15 protein-coding genes, 1 tRNA gene and 1 riboswitch are annotated in these 17,210 nt (G+C 67.6%); of the genes, 4 read left to right on the top strand and 12 right to left on the bottom strand.

Annotated elements, in window-relative coordinates; all coding sequences use genetic code 11:
* The 3 genes from G3N61_RS33180 to G3N61_RS33170 form a co-directional block, all read left to right on the top strand.
* Positions 1-1,794, top strand: a 1,794-nt coding sequence (locus tag G3N61_RS33180) for a TonB-dependent receptor (RefSeq protein WP_205824498.1), incomplete at its 5' end; no start/stop codon positions are given.
* A complete protein-coding gene (locus G3N61_RS33175; RefSeq protein WP_205824497.1) occupies positions 1,782-3,050 on the top strand; it encodes a glycoside hydrolase in 1,269 nt (422 codons plus the stop codon). The genes G3N61_RS33180 and G3N61_RS33175, both read left to right, overlap by 13 nt.
* Positions 3,047-3,529, top strand: a complete 483-nt coding sequence (locus tag G3N61_RS33170; protein ID WP_175026334.1) for a TlpA family protein disulfide reductase — start codon at positions 3,047-3,049, stop codon at positions 3,527-3,529. Before G3N61_RS33175 ends, G3N61_RS33170 begins: the two co-directional genes overlap by 4 nt.
* A 79-nt stretch (positions 3,530-3,608) precedes the next feature.
* Here G3N61_RS33170 and G3N61_RS33165 read toward each other — a convergent pair whose 3' ends face one another.
* The 7 genes from G3N61_RS33165 to pepN form a co-directional block, all read right to left on the bottom strand.
* Positions 3,609-3,863 carry a GlsB/YeaQ/YmgE family stress response membrane protein gene (locus tag G3N61_RS33165; RefSeq protein ID WP_043181796.1) on the bottom strand — a complete coding sequence of 85 codons (255 nt, stop codon included), beginning with the start codon at positions 3,861-3,863 and terminating at the stop codon, positions 3,609-3,611.
* Positions 3,864-4,125: 262 nt separating this feature from the next.
* On the bottom strand, positions 4,126-4,338 hold the full coding sequence (locus tag G3N61_RS33160; RefSeq protein WP_089450111.1) for a hypothetical protein: 213 nt from the start codon (positions 4,336-4,338) through the stop codon (positions 4,126-4,128).
* Positions 4,335-6,068, bottom strand: coding sequence for an FAD-dependent oxidoreductase (locus G3N61_RS33155; RefSeq protein WP_205824496.1), 1,734 nt, complete (start codon positions 6,066-6,068; stop codon positions 4,335-4,337). Before G3N61_RS33155 ends, G3N61_RS33160 begins: the two co-directional genes overlap by 4 nt.
* Positions 6,069-6,230: 162 nt before the next feature.
* Positions 6,231-7,040: a LuxR C-terminal-related transcriptional regulator gene (locus G3N61_RS33150; RefSeq protein ID WP_205824495.1), complete on the bottom strand. Its 810-nt coding sequence runs from the start codon at positions 7,038-7,040 to the stop codon at positions 6,231-6,233.
* Positions 7,041-7,207: 167 nt separating this feature from the next.
* Positions 7,208-7,283: transfer RNA gene (locus G3N61_RS33145), tRNA-Thr, on the bottom strand.
* 207 nt (positions 7,284-7,490) lie between these two features.
* On the bottom strand, positions 7,491-8,504 hold the full coding sequence (locus tag G3N61_RS33140; RefSeq protein WP_089450114.1) for a class 1 fructose-bisphosphatase: 1,014 nt from the start codon (positions 8,502-8,504) through the stop codon (positions 7,491-7,493).
* Positions 8,505-8,783: 279 nt separating this feature from the next.
* On the bottom strand, positions 8,784-11,477 hold the full coding sequence (gene pepN, locus G3N61_RS33135) for an aminopeptidase N (RefSeq protein WP_205824494.1): 2,694 nt from the start codon (positions 11,475-11,477) through the stop codon (positions 8,784-8,786).
* A 187-nt stretch (positions 11,478-11,664) separates the two neighbouring features.
* On the opposite strand from pepN, the gene G3N61_RS33130 reads away from it, so the two are divergent.
* Entirely contained in the window at positions 11,665-12,375 is a 711-nt protein-coding gene (locus G3N61_RS33130; RefSeq protein WP_043181804.1) for a DUF4136 domain-containing protein, read from the top strand.
* A 54-nt stretch (positions 12,376-12,429) separates the two neighbouring features.
* Here the strand turns inward: G3N61_RS33130 and G3N61_RS33125 are convergent, their stop codons facing one another.
* The 5 genes from G3N61_RS33125 to xdhC form a co-directional block, all read right to left on the bottom strand.
* Positions 12,430-13,002, bottom strand: a complete 573-nt coding sequence (locus G3N61_RS33125; RefSeq protein WP_043181806.1) for a TMEM165/GDT1 family protein — start codon at positions 13,000-13,002, stop codon at positions 12,430-12,432.
* A 78-nt stretch (positions 13,003-13,080) separates the two neighbouring features.
* A riboswitch (yybP-ykoY riboswitch) is annotated at positions 13,081-13,218 on the bottom strand.
* Between the two features lie 149 nt (positions 13,219-13,367).
* Positions 13,368-14,684 (bottom strand): guanine deaminase, encoded by a 1,317-nt coding sequence (guaD, locus tag G3N61_RS33120; RefSeq protein ID WP_175026327.1) that lies wholly within the window; start codon positions 14,682-14,684, stop codon positions 13,368-13,370.
* Positions 14,681-15,028 (bottom strand): hypothetical protein, encoded by a 348-nt coding sequence (locus G3N61_RS33115; protein WP_205824493.1) that lies wholly within the window; start codon positions 15,026-15,028, stop codon positions 14,681-14,683. Before G3N61_RS33115 ends, guaD begins: the two co-directional genes overlap by 4 nt.
* A 27-nt stretch (positions 15,029-15,055) precedes the next feature.
* Positions 15,056-16,081, bottom strand: a complete 1,026-nt coding sequence (locus tag G3N61_RS33110) for an adenosine deaminase (protein WP_089450118.1) — start codon at positions 16,079-16,081, stop codon at positions 15,056-15,058.
* Between the two features lie 18 nt (positions 16,082-16,099).
* Complete coding sequence (gene xdhC / locus G3N61_RS33105) at positions 16,100-17,110, bottom strand: xanthine dehydrogenase accessory protein XdhC (RefSeq protein ID WP_089450119.1); 1,011 nt, start codon at positions 17,108-17,110, stop codon at positions 16,100-16,102.
* Between the last annotated feature and the right edge of the window lie 100 nt (positions 17,111-17,210).

Below are 17,210 nucleotides of genomic sequence, written 5' to 3'. Positions count from 1 at the left end.
TCGATCGGCTCGACCGTGCTGCTGACGACGCGTCGCCCGGACAAACTCGAGGCGTCGCTGTCGACCCAGTTCTTCACGCAGCGCTATCACGACGGCTACGGGGTGGCAGACAGCTTCGGCGGCAATCACCAGACCGCGCGGATCGCGAACCGCGTCGGCCGGTTCTGGTTCGCGCTGTCGCTCGACCGGCTCGAGAACAACGGGCAGCCGATGCAGTATGCGAGCCCCAATTCGACGTACAACCCGAAGCTCGGCGCCGCCGTGCCCGTGACGGGCGCCGCGACCGACATCGGGCCCAACGGAAAGCCGCGGACGATCGTCGGTGCGCAGTCGATCGAGCGGACCGAGCAGCTCAACGAAACGGTCCGGATGGGCTATGCGTTCACCGACCATGTCGATGCGACGCTCACGCTCGGGCATTGGGAGAACCATTACCGGCAGCACGGCGAAACCTTCCTGCGCGATGCGGCCGGCAATCCGGTCTACGGCGGCAACGTGTCGATCGGCGGCCGGAACATGACCGTCGCGCCGAACGCGTTCGCACCGCAGCGCGGGGACCAGGAGAACTGGCTGTACGCGCTCGGCCTGAACGGCCGGCTCGATTCCGGCTGGCGCCTGTCGGGCGTCGTGTCCGCATACGACGTGTCGCGCGACGTGCAGCGCTCGGCGTCGACCGTGCAGGGCGGCGCAGGCACGCAGTTCCAGGGCGACGGCACCGGCTGGCGCACGCTCGACCTGAAGGCCGAGGCGCCGGAAGTGAAGGGCCATACGTTCACGTTCGGTTACCACTACGACAACTACTTCCTGCGCAACGTCACGTACAACACGGCCGACTGGCTGGCCGGGCCGACCACGTCGCTGTCGAGCGTCTATCGCGGCGACACGCGCACGCAGGCGCTGTTCGGCCAGGACGCGTGGCGCTTCGCGCCGGGCTGGCTCGCGACGCTGGGGCTGCGTTACGAGCGCTGGGATGCGTACGGCGGCGCGCTCGGCAATGCCACGGGCACGCTCGGCTATGCGGACCGCAGCGCGAATGCGCTGTCGCCGAAGGTCGCGCTGCAATGGGATGCGACCGACGTCTGGCGCTTCCGGCTGTCGTTCGCGACCGGCACGCGTTTCCCGACGGTCGGCGAACTGTTCCAGGGCACGATCTCGAACAACGCGATCGTCAACAACAACCCGAACCTGCGGCCCGAAAAGGCGATCGACTGGGACTTCACGGCCGAACGCGACGTGGGTGTCGGCGTCGTGCGTGCCAGCGTGTTCCAGAGCGATCTGCGCGATTCGATCTACAGCCAGACGACGGTGTCGGGCGCGACGACGGTGACCAACATCTCGAACGTCGATCGCGTGCGCGTGCGCGGCGTCGAACTCGCGTTCAGCGGCGAGAACGTCGGTTTGAAGGGGCTCGCGATCGACGCGAACGTGTCGGCGAGCAACGCGCAGATCCTTGCCGATGCCGCGAATCCCACGTATGTCGGCTCGCGCTTTCCGCGAATTCCGCGCATGCGCGCAAACCTGCTCGCGTCGTATCGCTTTGACGAGCACTGGCTTGCGAGCGTCGGCGTGCGCTATTCGGGCCGCCAGTTCAACACGCTCGACAACAGCGACGTGAACCCGGACGTCTACGGCGGCACGAGCTCGTTCACGGTCGTCGACCTGAAGGCACGCTACCGCTTCGACCGTCACTGGACCGCGTCGGTCGGCATCGACAACCTGACGGACCGCCGTTACTACGTGTTCCACCCGTATCCGGGCCGTACTTTCTATGGAGAACTGAAATGGTCGCTGTGAGATCGCTCGCGGCAGGCGGCGCGCTGTGGTTCGCGTTGCTGTCGTCCGCCGGTGCGCACGATGCGCATGACGTGCCGAAGGCGGCCGACCCGCACGCCGCGCACATGAGCATGCAGGCCGCGCCCGCGCAGCAGAAGCAGCCGCTCGCGACCGGCGCCGCGTTCGACGCGCATCACCGGCTGTGGGTCGCGTGGGTCGAGGGCGCGCACGTTGTCGTCGCGCATTCCGACGACGCGGGCCGCACGCTGTCCGCGCCAGTGACCGTCAACGCGATGCCGGAGCCGATCTACACGAGCGCCGAGAATCGCCCGAAGATCGCGACGAGTCCGGACGGTCGCGCGGTGTACGTGTCGTGGTCGATGCCGCTCGATGCGCCGTACACCGGCATGGTGCGCTTCGCGCGATCGCTCGACGGCGGCGCGACGTGGAGCGTACCCGTGACCGTACATCGCGACCGGCAGGCGATCACGCACCGCTTCGACATGATGGCCGTCGATCCGGCCGGCAATATCGCGATCGCATGGATCGACAAGCGCGATCTCGTGGCGGCGAAAGCGGCGGGGCAGGCGTACGAAGGCGCGGCTGTCTACTACGCGGTATCGCGCGACGGCGGCGCATCGTTCGAAGCCGAGCGCAAGGTGACCGACCACACGTGCGAATGCTGCCGCATCGCGATGGCGATCGATCCGGCCGGACGGATCGAGGCCGCGTGGCGCAACGTGTTTCCGGGGCAGATCCGCGATCATGCGCTCGCCGTGTTGCCCGTCGCGGCGTCGGAGCCGGTCGTGCCGGTGCGCGCGACGTTCTCGAACTGGCACGTCGAGGCGTGCCCCGAGCACGGGCCGGCGCTGGCGATCACGTCGGACGGCACGCGCCATCTCGCCTGGTTCGGCGTCGTCGACGGCCGGGCCGACGTGTTCTATTCGCGCATCGGCGCCGACGGCGAGCCGCGCGGCATGCCGTGGGCATTCGGCGCGAATCCCGCGGTGCCCGGCGAGCAGGCGTCGCATGCGGCGCTCGTCGCGCGCGGCGACGTCGTGTGGCTCGCCTGGAAGGCGTTCGACGGCGACACGATGCAGATCAAGCTGCGCCGGTCGGACGATCGCGGCGAGCACTGGTCGGCGCCGCGCGTGATCGCGTCGACGTCGGGCGCGAGCGACAACCCGCAATTGCTCGACGACGCGGGCCGCCTCTATCTGTCGTGGCGCACGCGTAACGACGGTTATCGGCTGATCGCGGTGGAGGGGGCGAAATGAAGCGGCTGATTGCGTTGCTGGGCATCGTACTCGCGAGCGTGCCGGCGTGGGCCGGCGGCGAACTGCAGCCGCTGCGCGCGGCCGACGTCGCGCGCCTGTATGCGACCGCGCACGAGCGGCCGCTGGCGGTCGAGATCTGGTCGCTCGATTGCGGATACTGTCGCGAGAACGCCGCGCACCTGGTCGCGTGGCAGCGCCGCCATCCGGACGTGCAGCTCGCGATGGTCGCGATGGATGCATACGACGACAACGGTGCGGCGATCTCGCAGGCGCTCGCGCAGATGAACTTGCCGCCGCAGGTCGCGCAGTACGCGAACGCGGAGCCGATGCCCGAGCGTCTGCGGGCGGCGCTCGATGCGGGATGGAGAGGGGAGATGCCGCGCACCGTGTGGATCGGGCGCGATGGCGCACGCGAAGCGCGCAGCGGATTGCTGACGGCCGACGTGCTCGACGGCTGGTTGCAGCGCGCCAGGCGCTGAACGGGCCAGCGGCGCGCGGCGAGCGGGCCGCGCGCCGGCCTGATACGAAAACGCGCCCGAAGGCGCGTGGAGAGAATCGTCAGGCCGCTCGCTTGAATAGCCGGATCACGAACAGCAGGATCACCGCGCCGACGACCGCGACGATCACCGAACCGATGAAGCCGCTGCCGACGCTGATGCCGAGCAGCCCGGCGAGCCAGCCGCCGATCACTGCGCCGACGATACCGACGATGATGTCGACGATCAGCCCGAAGCCGCCGCCCTTGACGAGCAAGCCGGCAAGCCAGCCGGCAATCGCGCCGATGATGAGCCACATAATCAAGCCATGAGCCATGGTTGTCCTCTCCTTGAGTTGTGTCGAATGACCGGACGTCGGCAGCGTTGCCGCAAGCTGAATGAAGGCGGCAACGCGACCTGCCGCGCCGCCCACGCAATGTAACGCGATAGACGGGTCGGAATCGTTAAGTAATGTTATGCACCCTTAACCGGATTTTCCAGGGAATTCGTCTGCATACGGGGAGGCTCGTGCGTGGACGATGCGTGATGAAATGAATATGTAATAAATGACCGCCGGTGAAGCCGGTCGGCCAGGGGCGTCATCGTTCGCGCGTCGATGCCTGCGTGCCCGTGTCGGGCAATCCGTCGCTTGCGTCGGCGATCAGCCGGGCGACGGTCGCGGGTTCGCCGATCGCCTCGATCGACAGCAGTGCGAAGCGGGCGAGAAAGAGCGATGCGTCCGCTTCACCGATCCGCGTCATCGTGCGGCACAGGTCGGTGTAGAGGGTGTCGCGTTCGGTATCCGTCATCATGCGGTCTCCTGAGGATCGGTTGACGCGCACGGATGGAGTGCGCGTTCGAGCGCGGCGGCCACGTCGCCGGCGCAAGCGTCGTGCCAGCGGCCGAGGACGTGACCGTCCGGACGCACGAGATAGACGGTGCCGTCGCGCGCGCCATACATGTCGAACAACCGGCCGTCGTCGTCGTGGCCGCCGCAGGCCGGTTGCCGCGGAGCCGCATGCCGTGCGAGCGTGACGAGCGCGAACGGTATCCGCGCAGCGTGCAGGCGCCGTTCGAGATCGGCGAGTGCCGGATCGGGCACGCCGTCGGACGTGAAGCAGAACGCCGTGAAGCGCGGCGCGACGAGATCGGTCAGGTGGCCGCGACGCATGTCGCTGCCATGCGCCGGGTACAGCATCAGCGGGCATTCGGCGAGCACCGTGCCGGGCGTGGGGCCGGCGGCAAACGTATCGCGTTCGGCTGCGTTGAGCGACGACGTCGCATAGGCGATGGCCGTCGTCTGGCGCGGATTGATCAGCGAACGCAGCGCCGGATGCCCGACCGCGAGCGACAGCACGGCCTTGCGCATCAGTTCGAACGCAAACGACGGCGGCGCCATGAACTCGGTGCTCTTCGTACCGTAGCGGAGATTCTCGTGCGTCGCGAACACGCGTTCGTCCGAATAGCTGTCGAGCAACGTGTCCGACGCGAGCCCGCGAGTCACGTACGCGAGTTTCCATGCAAGGTTGTCGGCATCGTCGATACCCGAGTTCGCGCCGCGCACGCCGAAGATCGGTACGAGATGCGCGGCATCGCCGCAGAACAGCACGCGGCCGTGCCGGTAGCGTTCGAGCGTCAGCGCGTTCGCCTTGTAGATCGTGATCCAGATCGGCGACCAGTCGCCGCGCTCGCCCATCATGTCGAGCAGGTTCTGCACGCGCGGGATCACGTTCTCCGGTTTCACAGCCGCTTCGGGATCCTCATCGTCGCGCAACTGGTAGTCGATTCGCCACACGTTGTCAGGCTGCTTGTGGACGAGCACCGTCGAACCCGGGTTCGACGACGGATCGAAGTACGCGAGCCGTTCGGTCGGCCGGTCGCTGTCGAGCGCGATGTCGACGATCACGTAGCGGCCCTCGTAGCTCGTGCCCTGGAGCGACAGGCCGAGCGCGTCGCGCATCGTGCTGCGTCCGCCGTCGCACGCAACGACCCAGTCGGCGTCGAGCGCATAGCCGCCGAGCGGCGTGTCGACCTGCAGGCGCACGCCGTCCGGCTGCCGGATCACACCGGTGACCTTCGCCTGCCAGCGAATCTCGATGAGTTCGGCGCGGCGCAGCGCGGCGTCGAGCAGGAATTGCTCGATGTGATACTGCGCGAGATTGATCATCGGCGGCAGCTTCTGGTTGTCGTCCTGCGGCATCGTGAAATGCAGCACTTCGTCGCGACGGTAGAAGCTGCGTCCGCCGGTCCACGGCAACCCGGTGCGCAGGAAGTCGTCGAGCGCGCCGAGCCGCTCGATGATCTCGAGGCTGCGCCGCGAGATGCAGATGGCGCGGCTGCCGTGGCAGACCGCGTCGTCGGCCTCGATCAGCACGCTGCGGATGCCGTGGTTCGCGAGGCCGAGCGCGACGGCCAGGCCGACAGGGCCGCCGCCGACGATCGCCACGCGATGCCGGTGCGTATCGATACCGTCGTCGCAGGCCGGCAGATGCGCGGGATGGCGCGCGGCGACGAACGGGTAGGGCTTGAAGTCGAGATCCATCGTTGGCTTCCAGGGGGGCGGTTCGACGTGCGCGCGGGCCGGGGCAACGCGTGCAGACAGTCGAAGCAGTATGGAAGCCGGTCGGACATCCGCTGTCCCCATTCCGGGTACGGCAAGCCGACCGGGATTTACCCCGATTCGGTCATCACGGGCCGGTTGGGTTCAGGGCTGCAGGCAGAGCGCGAACAGCTGGCGCTGGCTCGAGATGCCCAGGCGCCGGTATGCGCGTTTCTGGTACGTGACGACGCTGGACGTCTTCACGCCGATCGTCTCGCCGATCTCGTGCGCGGTCTGGCCTTCGAGTACGCCGCGCAGCACGTCGAGTTCGCGCTTGGACAGCGCCGGGCATGCGCTGCGTAGCCGCGCGAGCATCAGTTGCGGGATACCGATCTGCGCCGCACCGGCGAGCGCGTAGTGATGCTTCGCGGCCTGCGCGATCAGCGGCGCGAGCGCTTCGATCTCCGCGATCTCACGCGGCTGGAACGCGCCGCTGCGATGCGCGCGGTACAGGTTGATCGACAGCCAGCTCGCATCGTTGGGCTGCATCAGCAGTGACAGCCGGTCGGATACGTCGGGGCCGCGGTAGCAAGCCGCGCGATACGCTTCATGATCGATCTCGTCGCCGGCCTGCTGGTGCAGCAGCAGATCGTGGCGGCGCGTGCCGCGATGCGCGCTCGATACGATCTTCTGGTTGCCGTCGAGCGCGTAGAAGTGTCGCGCGTAGGTGTCGGCGACGTCGCGCAGGTAACGGCCGCCGCGATGGTCGGCGACGGATAGCGTGCGCGGGCGGTTGCCGAACTCGTACGCGAAGATCGTGCATTGCGTGACCGACAGCGCATCGTCGAACAGCCTCAGCACTTCGGCCGCGAATGCGATCGGCTCGCTGCCGCCGATCGCGGCGACGAGGCGCGTCGCACGCGCTACATCCAGTTGCCCGGTGAGGTTCGGTCGCTCGAGACGCCAGGTGCGCATGATGCTCGGAAAGGGCGGGGTGATCCGAAGATTGTAATCGGCGGGATGCGGCGCGGGAGTCGGGTGATGCCCGCAAGCGGAGCGGGTGCGGACAAAAGGGCAGCGCACGATTCGGCGCCCGGAATGAGAAAAGGGCTGACAAGCATGCTTGTCAGCCCTTTATAACTTGGTGCCGGAGATAGGAGTCGAACCTACGACCTTCGCATTACGAATGCGCTGCTCTACCAACTGAGCTACACCGGCATCAGAGAAACGAAATTATAAGGTGAAATCTGAAACCTTGGCAATAGGTTTTGCGAATTTTTTTCAGCTTGCTGCTGCTGTTTCGCGAAACTCATCGACTCGGCAAACTTCCCGCTTCGTTTCACTGCGATGTGACCCGTTGGGGTCACATCGAGAGGCGCGATTGTACTAACGTCGCGCGATACTGTCTAGTGCTGCAGTGCAAATTTATTGCTTTTCTTGATGGTAGCCCGTCACGCGCTCGACTTCGTTCTTCGAACCGAGGAACACCGGGACGCGCTGATGCAGGCCCGTCGGCTGCACTTCCATGATGCGCTGCGTGCCATTCGTCGCGGCACCGCCCGCCTGTTCGACGATGAACGACATCGGGTTCGCTTCGTACATCAGGCGCAGCTTGCCCGGACGATCGGGCGTGCGCTTGTCGGCCGGGTACATGAAGATGCCGCCGCGGTTCAGGATCCGGTGCACGTCGGCGACCATCGATGCGATCCAGCGCATGTTGAAGTTGTCGCCGCGCGGGCCGTCCTTGCCGGCGTTCAGTTCGTCGACATAGCGCTTGACCGGGTCGTACCAGTGGCGTGCGTTCGATGCATTGATCGCGTATTCGCGCGTGTCGGCCGGGATCTGCATGTTGCTCTGCGTGAGCACCCACGAGCCGACTTCGCGGTCGAGCGTGAAGCAGTTCACGCCGTTGCCGGTCGTCAGCACGAACACCGTTTGCGGGCCGTACACGGCGTAGCCGGCGGCGACCTGTTCCGTGCCGGGCTGCAGGAACGATTCCTCGGTGGCTTGCTTGCCGTCCGGGCAGCGCAGCACCGAGAAGATCGTGCCGATCGACACGTTCACGTCGATGTTCGACGAGCCGTCGAGCGGATCGAACACGAGCAGGTATTCGCCGCGCGGGTAGTTCGCCGGGATCGGGAAGAACGTTTCCATTTCTTCCGACGCCATCGCGGCGAGGTTGCCGCCCCATTCATTCGCGTCGAGCAGGATCTCGTTCGACAGGATGTCGAGCTTCTTCTGCACTTCGCCCTGGACGTTCTCGCTGCCGGCGGTGCCGAGCGCCTCGCCGAGCGCGCCCTTCGACACGTTGTAGCTGATCGCCTTGCATGCGCGGGCGACGACTTCGATCAGCAGGCGCAGGTCGGCGGGGAGGTTGTTGGTCTCACGTTGCTGTTCGATCAGGAACTTCGACAGCGTGGTGCGGCGGGCAATGGACATGACAGACTCCGAAAGGCCAAAGAATCCTTGAATGGTCGCAATTTTACCCGCCGCGCCTCTCGTGCCGCCGGCTTTTTTCGTCCGGTTACATGGCCGGGCGGCCGAACCGGCCTGGTCTCCGGTGGCGGGGGCGGGCGAGATGCGCTTTGCAGCGGCGGCAGGCGGCGCGGTCGGGCCCCGCGATTGCGCCCGGTTCACGCGGTGCGCACACAATAAAAAAGCCGGTGCCGCGATTGGCGGCACCGGCTGTCTCGCGCGGGCGCGATGCGGGCGATGGCGTTACGCGAGCGCCTTCTCGACGATCTCGCGCACGTCGCGCGATTTCGCACCGGCGGCGACCTGCTCGAGGGCTTCGCGCATCCGGTCGCGCAGCGCCGGCGTGAAGCGGCGCCACAGTTCGAGCGAGCGGGCGAGGCGCGCCGCGACCTGCGGGTTGATCGCGTCGAGCGCGAGCACCTGTTCGGCCCAGAACGCATAACCCGAGCCGTCCGCCGCGTGGAATTGCGCGGGGTTGGCCGCGCAGAAGCTGAAGATCAGCGAACGCGCGCGGTTCGGGTTCTTCAGGTTGAACGCGGGGTGCGCGAACAGCTTGCGAACCTTCGCGAGCGTCGGCTGCGCGGCCGTGCCGCGTTGCGCGGCCTGCATCGCGAACCACTTGTCGATCACGAGCGCTTCCTTCTCGAAGCGGCGGTAGAAGTCGTCGAGCGCGTGCTCGGCCGGTTCGTTCGCGCCGGCCGCCGCGGCGGATAGCAGCGCGCCGAGGGCAGCCGCGCGATCGGTCATGTTGTTTGCCGCGTCGTATTGCGCGGTCGCGAGGCGCACGGCATCGGCCGGGTTCTCGAGCTCGGCGAGATACGCGAGCGCGAGGTTCTTCAGCGCGCGGCGGCCGGACGCCTCCGGCGTCGGCTCGTAGGCGCCGGGCGTCTGGTGCTGTTCGTAGGCGGCGAGCCAGTCGGCGCGCAGCGCGGTGGCGAGCTGACGGCGCACGAACTGGCGCGCGCGATGCACGGCGGCCGGATCGGCTTCCGCCATCTGATCGGCGAGGTAGGTTTCCGACGGCAGCGTCAGCGCGAGTTCGCGGAACGCCGGCGACAGCGTCGCGTCGGTCAGCACGCGGCGGAATGCGGCAACGAAGTTCTCGCCGAGCGTGAGCGGCTCGTTTGCGGCGGCGCGCGCGGCGAGCGTCAGCAGCGCGCGCGTCGCGAGGCGCTGGCCGGCTTCCCAGCGGTTGAACGGATCGCTGTCGTGCGCGAGCAGGAATGCGAGGTCGTCGTCGCTGTAGTCGTACTCGACGATCACCGGCGACGAGAAGTTGCGCAGCAGCGACGGCAGGGGTTGTTCCGGCACGTCGACGAACGTGAAGGTCTGCTCGGTGTCGGTGAAGTCGAGCACGCGTGTCGTGCCTGCGGCGGCGGCTTCGCCGTCGAGACGCAGCGGCAGGTCGCGGCCGTCGCGGCCGATCAGGCCGATCGCGAACGGAATCAGCAGCGGCCCTTGCTGCGTTTCGCGCGCGGCCGGCGATGCGTCGCCGTAACCCTGCGCGAGCGTGACCGTATAGCGGCGCGCGGCTGCGTCGTACGCGGTGCGCACCGACACGCGCGGCGTGCCGGCCTGGCTGTACCAGCGCTCGAACTGCGCGAGGTCGCGTCCGTTCGCGTCGGCCATCGCGTGACGGAAGTCGTCGCAGGTCACAGCGTGCCCGTCGTGGCGCTTGAAGTACAGGTCCATCCCCTTGCGGAAGCCGTCACGGCCGAACAGCGTCTGGTACATCCGCACGACTTCCGAACCTTTCTCGTAGACGGTCATCGTGTAGAAGTTGTTGATCTCGACGTAGCTCTCCGGGCGCACCGGGTGCGCCATCGGGCCCGCATCCTCGGCGAACTGCAGCTGGCGCAGCACGCGCACGTCCTCGATGCGCTTGACCGCGCGGGCCGCCGATTCGATATCGTCGCCCGCGGCCATGTCGGCCGAGAATTCCTGGTCGCGGAACACCGTGAGGCCTTCCTTCAGGCTCAGCTGGAACCAGTCGCGGCAGGTCACGCGGTTGCCGGTCCAGTTGTGGAAGTACTCGTGGCCGACCACCGATTCGATGTTCGCGAAGTCGGTGTCGGTCGCGGTCTCGGGGTTCGCCAGCACGTACTTCGTGTTGAAGATGTTGAGCCCCTTGTTTTCCATCGCCCCCATGTTGAAGTCGCCGACCGCGACGATCATGAAGCGGTCGAGATCGAGCTCGAGGCCAAAGCGCTTCTCGTCCCAGCGGATCGAGTGGATCAGCGAATCCATCGCATGACGCGTCTTGTCGAGATCGGCCGGTTCGACCCACACCTGCAGCAGCTTTTCCTTGCCGGAGCCGGTCGTGATCTTTTCCTCGATCGCGACGAGCTTGCCCGCGACCAGCGCGAACAGGTAGCTCGGCTTGCGGAACGGGTCTTCCCACTTCGCGAAGTGGCGGCCGTCGGGCAGGTCGCCGGAATCGACGAGGTTGCCGTTCGACAGCAGCACCGGGTAGGCGGCCTTGTCGGCGCGCAGCGTCACCGTGTACGACGCCATCACGTCCGGGCGGTCGAGGAAGTAGGTGATGCGGCGGAAACCTTCGGCTTCGCACTGCGTGAAGAAGTTGCCGCTCGACACATAGAGGCCCGACAGCGTCGTATTCTGGTCGGGTGCGCAGGCGCTTTCGAGCGTCAGCTCGAATGCATCGGGGACGTTCTCGACGGTCAGCCCGTGTTCGTGCGCACGCACGGCACCATGCGGCGCGCCATCCAGCCATGCGCCGACGAATTCGAGCGCTTCGCCCATCAGCTCCAGGTGCGGCGCGGGTGCGGCCTCCGGATTGCGGCGCACGCGCATCGTATTCCTGACGATCGTACGGGCCGGCGCGAGATCGAATTCGAGCGCGACGGAATCGATGAGGAAAGCCGGCGGCGTGTAGTCGGCGCGGCGGATCACGGTGGAGGAGGCGTTGTCGGACATGGTCGTCGAGATCGGTGGAATGGGGGACGCGCCCGTGGCACGGGCCGGGCGAACCGGGCCATTGTACAAAGGCTTGCGGCCGCGTGCCGGGCGAACTTTTTACCGGTTCCGGGAGTCCGCGTATTATCGGCATCCCGTTGCGGTTCGCGCGGTGCGACGAACGGGTGACGGATCGAAGAGGATCAACATGAAACGCGAATGGATTCAACGCGGTGCGGGCTGGGCGGCGGTGCTGTGCGTGGCGCTGCTGACCGGCTGCACCAGCTACGTGACGACCCAGGTCACGGCCTTCTCCGACTGGAGCGGCAGCGACGCGACACGCACCTATGCGTTCACGCGCACCGATGCGCAGAAGCACAGCATCGAGCAATCGACCTACGAACCGATCGTGGCGAACGAGCTGTCCACTTATGCGTTCCGGCAGGCGCCGGCCGCGCAGGCCCGCTATCTCGTCGGACTGACGTACGGGGTCGGCAGCGATCTCGTGACGGTGCCGCAGCCGGTCTACTACGACCCGTGGTTCGCCGGCCCGGGGCCGTACTGGCGAGGCGGGCCGTGGGGGCCCTGGGGACCGTGGGGCCCCTGGGGGCCGATGCCGGCCGGCTATGTCGCGCAGACCTATCAGGTGTTCGACTACACGCTCGGCATTCGCATCACCGAGCGCGCGACGGGCAAGGAGGTTTACAACGTGACCGCGCGCACGACCGGCGACAACGGCGCGCTGCTGTATGCCATGCCGTTCCTCGCGCGCAGCGCGCTCGCCGATTTCCCGCTGGCGAACGGCGCGGTCCGCACGGTGCGGCTGCCGGTCGACAAGCGCGGCGGCCCGGCGGCGCCGGCCGCCAACGAGCGAGCGGTGCCGGCGGCGCCCGCTTCAGGCGCAGCCGCCGCGAAGTAGCGCGGTGTCAGTCCCGGCGCGGCCGTCCGGCCGCGCCCGCCATCTTCCTTTCCGTCAGACCCCGATGCCCAGCAGCGCGAGCGCGCCGAGCACGACGAACAGCACGGCCGCAATCCCGTGCACGAGCTTCGTCGGCAGGCGGTGCGCGAAGCGGTCGCCGAGCAGGATCGCCGGCACGTTCGCGAGCATCATCCCGAACGTCGTGCCGGCCACGACACCGATGTAGTCCTGGAAGCGCGCGGCCAGCGCGACGGTCGCGATCTGCGTCTTGTCGCCCATTTCCGCGAGGAAGAACGCGACGAGGGTCGCACCGAACACGCCGAGCCGCGAGCGGTTGGCATTGGCTTCGTCGGCATCGAGCTTGTCCGGCACGAGGATCCACAACCCCATCGCGATGAACGAGAACGCGAGCGCCCAGCGCATGATCGACGGCGTGACGAGCGCGCCGAGCCATTCGCCGAGCGCGCCGGCGAAACCGTGGTTCACGAGCGTCGCGACGAGCACGCCAAGAATGATCGGCATCGGCTTGCGATAGCGTGCGGCCAGTACGAGGGAAAGCAGTTGGGTCTTGTCGCCGATTTCAGCGAGCGCGACGGCGCCGGTGGAGATCAGGAAGGCTTGGGACACGGATGGGGTTCCACGGGCCGGTGTTGTGCGTGCGAGCGACGATCCACGGCGCGCCGGGCCCTGATGCGGCGCACTGTGAACCATCGGTCTCGCCAGGCCAACGTGGCTGCGCCCGCCATGGCCATACGGCCAAGTCTGTTGACGGACGCCTCCGTCACGATGCGCGCCGGGGGCGCGGGACATCGAGCGGAGCGGCTACTCCCCAATGAGCGGCGAATTCTAGCACGGCGCGTTGCGCGCGGGAAAGCGATCGGGCGGCGCGGCGCCCGGAGTCGGGGCGGGATCGGGAGACGGTAATCCTCGGCGACCCGGCACGCGCGGCGGCGAATGCCCGCGCGTGCCCGGACGAGCCCCCGGGCAGGTCGTTACGCGGCAGGGCGGCGTGCCGCGCCGCGCTCATGGACGAGTTTGCCGGCCGCATAGGTGCGGTACACCGCGCGGTCGTCACCGAGCAGCGCGAACGCGAACAGCAGCTCCTCGAGCGAATCCGCGCGTTTCGTGCGGCGCGCGAGCAGCGGCGTGGCCTGCGGATCGAGCACGACGAAGTCGGCTTCGGTACGCGGCGCGAGCGTGCCGACCGTATCGGCGAGGTCGAGTGCCTGAGCGGCGCCGGCCGTCGCGAGCCAGAACATCCGCGTCGCGGTCAGGTGGTGGCCCGACAGCCGCGCGACCTTGTGCGCTTCGTTCATCGTCTGCAGCATCGAGAACGACGTGCCGCCGCCGACGTCGGTCGCGAGCGTGACGGGCACGTCGTACTCGCCGGCCTTGTCGAAATCGAACAGCCCGCTGCCGAGGAAGAAGTTCGACGTCGGGCAGTGCGCGACGACGGTACGCGTCTCGGCCATCCGGCGGCGGTCCTCGTCGTCGAGGTGGATGCAGTGGCCGTACACCGCGCGCGGACGCAGCAGCCCGTAGCGGTCGTAGATGTCGAGATAGCTGCGATGGCCGGGGAACAGCTCGGCCACCCATTTCACCTCGTCGACGTTTTCCGCGACGTGGCTCTGCACGAACACGTCCGGATGGCGGCGCGCGAGTTCGCTGCACGCCTCGAGCTGTGCTTCCGTCGACGTCGGCGCGAAGCGCGGCGTGAGCGCGTACATCTGGCGGCCCTTGCCATGCCAGCGGCCGATCAGCTCGGCGCTGTCGTCATAACCCGATTGCGCGGTATCGCGCAGGAATTCGGGGCAGTTGCGGTCCATCAGCACCTTGCCCGCGATCATCCGCAGGTCGCGCGCGTCGCTCGCCGCGAACAGCGCATCGGCCGACTGCTTGTGCACCGTGCAGTAGACGAGCGCGCTCGTCGTACCGCACGCGAGCAGTTCGTCGACGAAGAAGTCGGCGACTTCGCGCGCATGCTCGGGATCGCCGAACTGGCGCTCGGTCGGGAACGTGTACTTGTCCAGCCACGGCAGCAGGCCCGGTGCCGGCGACGCGATCATGTCCGTCTGCGGATAGTGGATGTGCGTGTCGATGAAGCCGGGCACGATCAGCTTGTCGCGCAGGTCATGGACGATCGCGTCGCGCGCGAGCGTCGCGGCGAGCTGCGCGTACGGGCCGGCCGCGACGACCTTGCCGTCGTCGACGATCAGGAGGCCGTCGGTCTCGTAGTTCGCGGCCTGGCTCGATTGCGCCGGGTCGCCGTTGAAGGTCAGCAGTTGGGAACGAAAAGCGGTTTGCGTCATGACGAATGGTCCTGCATCAAGGTAAGGCGAACAGAAGAAAACGAGCGACGCCGCACGAGGGCGGGATGGCGCCTGGCGAGCAGTGGCGGCACGCTGCGTGCGGCACGACCGGATGCGATGGCGCGGGCGAACGTGGCGGCCGAAGCCACCAGCGAGTGGTTGCCGGCGGACCTCGCCGCCATTGCGCTCGCGACCGGTGCGGCGGCGAACGAAACGGCAAACCGCGACGGCAGGCATAAGCGCGCGGCGGCGAACGGTGCTGTCGCCGCGCAGGCGCGCGCGCGACCGCTTCGGCACGAGGCCGAACCGGTGGTCGCGAAGCGGATGCCGTTGCCGTGTTTCATCTGTCTAGCGTTCCTCGATGCCGGCCGTCACGCGGCGTGCCAGTACGCGTCGAGGCGCGCGAACAGCGCGTCGCGCTGCGCCGGTTCGATGAACGACGCCTCGAAGCCGTTGCGGATCACCGCATGGACTTCGGCATCCGTGAGCTGCAGCCCTTCGGCCGTCGCGAAGTAGTTTTCGTTGACGTAGCCGCCGAAATAGGCCGGATCGTCGGAGTTGATCGTCACCGCGACGCCGCGATCGAGCAGCGCCTTCAGCGTGTGCTTCGCCATGTCGTCGAACACGCACAGCTTGAGATTCGACAGCGGGCAGACGGTGAGCGCCGTGCGCGTTTTCGCGAGGCGCTCGACGAGTGCCGCGTCCTCGATGCTGCGCACGCCGTGGTCGATCCGGTCGACCTTCAGCACGTCGAGCGCTTCGTAGATGTATGCGGGCGGGCCTTCCTCGCCTGCGTGCGCGACGAGCTTCAGCCCGAGCGCGCGCGCCTTCTCGAACACGCGCGCGAACTTGGTCGGCGGATGGCCGAGCTCGGACGAGTCGAGGCCCACGCCGATCAGGCGATGGCGATAGCGTTCGAACAGCGGCAGCGCGGATTCGAACGTCGCGAGCGCGTCCTCTTCGGACAGGTGGCGCAGGAAGCACAGAATCAGCTTGCTCGACAGCCCGCGTTGTTCGGCATCGGCGAGTGCGCGCTCGATGCCCGCGACCACCGTCTCGATCGGCACGCCACGCTCGGTGTGCGTCTGCGGATCGAAGAACAGTTCGGTATGGACGACGTTGTCGGCGAGCGCGCGTTCGCAGTACGCGGCCGTCATGTCGTAGAAATCCTGCTCGGTCAGCAGCACGCTCGCGCCGGCGTAATAGATGTCGAGAAACGACTGCAGGTCGGTGAACGCGTACGCGGCGCGCAGCGCGTCGATCGAGTCGTACGCGAGCTTCACGCCGTTGCGCTGCGCGAGCGCAAAAATCAGTTCGGGCTCGAGCGAGCCTTCGATATGGATGTGCAGCTCCGCTTTCGGCGCGCGGGCAATCTTGTCCTTGAATGTCGGGGTCATGGCGTCGTTCTTGGTCGGTCAGTAGGTAGGGGAAGCCTGCGCGGACGCATTCGCGTTTGCCTCGACGGCCTGCAGCAATTGCGCAGCCACCGAGATCGCGATGACTTCGGGCGCCTTGTCGATGATGCCTTCGACACCGATCGGGCAGCGCATCCGCTCGACCTGGGCCGGGTCGATGCCGATGGCTGCGAGGCGATGATCGAACTGCACGCGTTTCGCGTGCGAACCGGTCATCCCGAAGTACGCATAGTCGCCGCGCCGCAGGATGCGCTCGGCCAGCACGAAATCGAGTGCGTGGTCGTGCGTCATCACGACGAAGTAGGACTGCGGCGGTGCTGCGTCGACCGCGTCGGCCGGGGCGGCGGCCGCTTCGATCGCGAGGTTGCCGATGCCGGCGAGCACGTCGGCCGGCGGGAACACCGCATCGGGCCCGTCGATCCAGCGCACGTGGCACGGCAGCGTCGCCAGTATCTTCACGAGCGCGGTGCCGATGTGCCCGGCGCCGAACAGCACGACGGGGAACGCATACGGCGCGATCGTTTCGGTCATCAGCGACACGCCGCCGGTTTCCCACAGCAGGCAGTCGGCACGCGCGGCTTCCGATTCGGGCTCGCTCAACAGCGGCGCGCCCGGCGAGGGGCCGAATGATACGCTACGCACGGTCGCGGCGCCGGCCGCGACACGCTTCGCGAGCGACATGATCCAGCCGAGATCGCCGACGTCGAGCCGCTCGAACGCGAGCACCACGGCGCCGCCGCAGCACTGGCCGAGGCTCGGGCCGAGCGCGAGCCGCTCGAGCCGGCGCGCGTGCGGCACGTGCGCGCCATCCTTCAGCAGGTGCCGTGCGATCTCGATCGCCTTCCATTCCAGATGACCGCCGCCGATCGTGTGGCGAGCCGTGTCGCGCGTGACGAGCATCTTGGTGCCGGCTTCGCGCGGCGCGGAGCCGTCGGTGTGCGCGACCGTCACGAGCACGGCCGCTTCGCCATGCGCGAGCAGTTGCTGCAGATCGCCGAGCCAGGCTTCCATCAGCACGCTCCGTTCGGGACGACGCGGCACGACACGCGGCGCGGGCTGGCGGGCGTGGTGGCAACGAGGACGGTCGGGAGCGGGGCGGGCCGAGACTGGG

Origin of the sequence: Burkholderia sp. Ac-20349, from assembly GCF_017104865.1 — a bacterium.
Classification (GTDB): Bacteria; Pseudomonadota; Gammaproteobacteria; order Burkholderiales; family Burkholderiaceae; genus Burkholderia; species Burkholderia aenigmatica.
The sequence above is the reverse complement of the archived record's forward strand: the minus strand, read 5'-3'. Positions and strand labels throughout refer to the sequence as shown.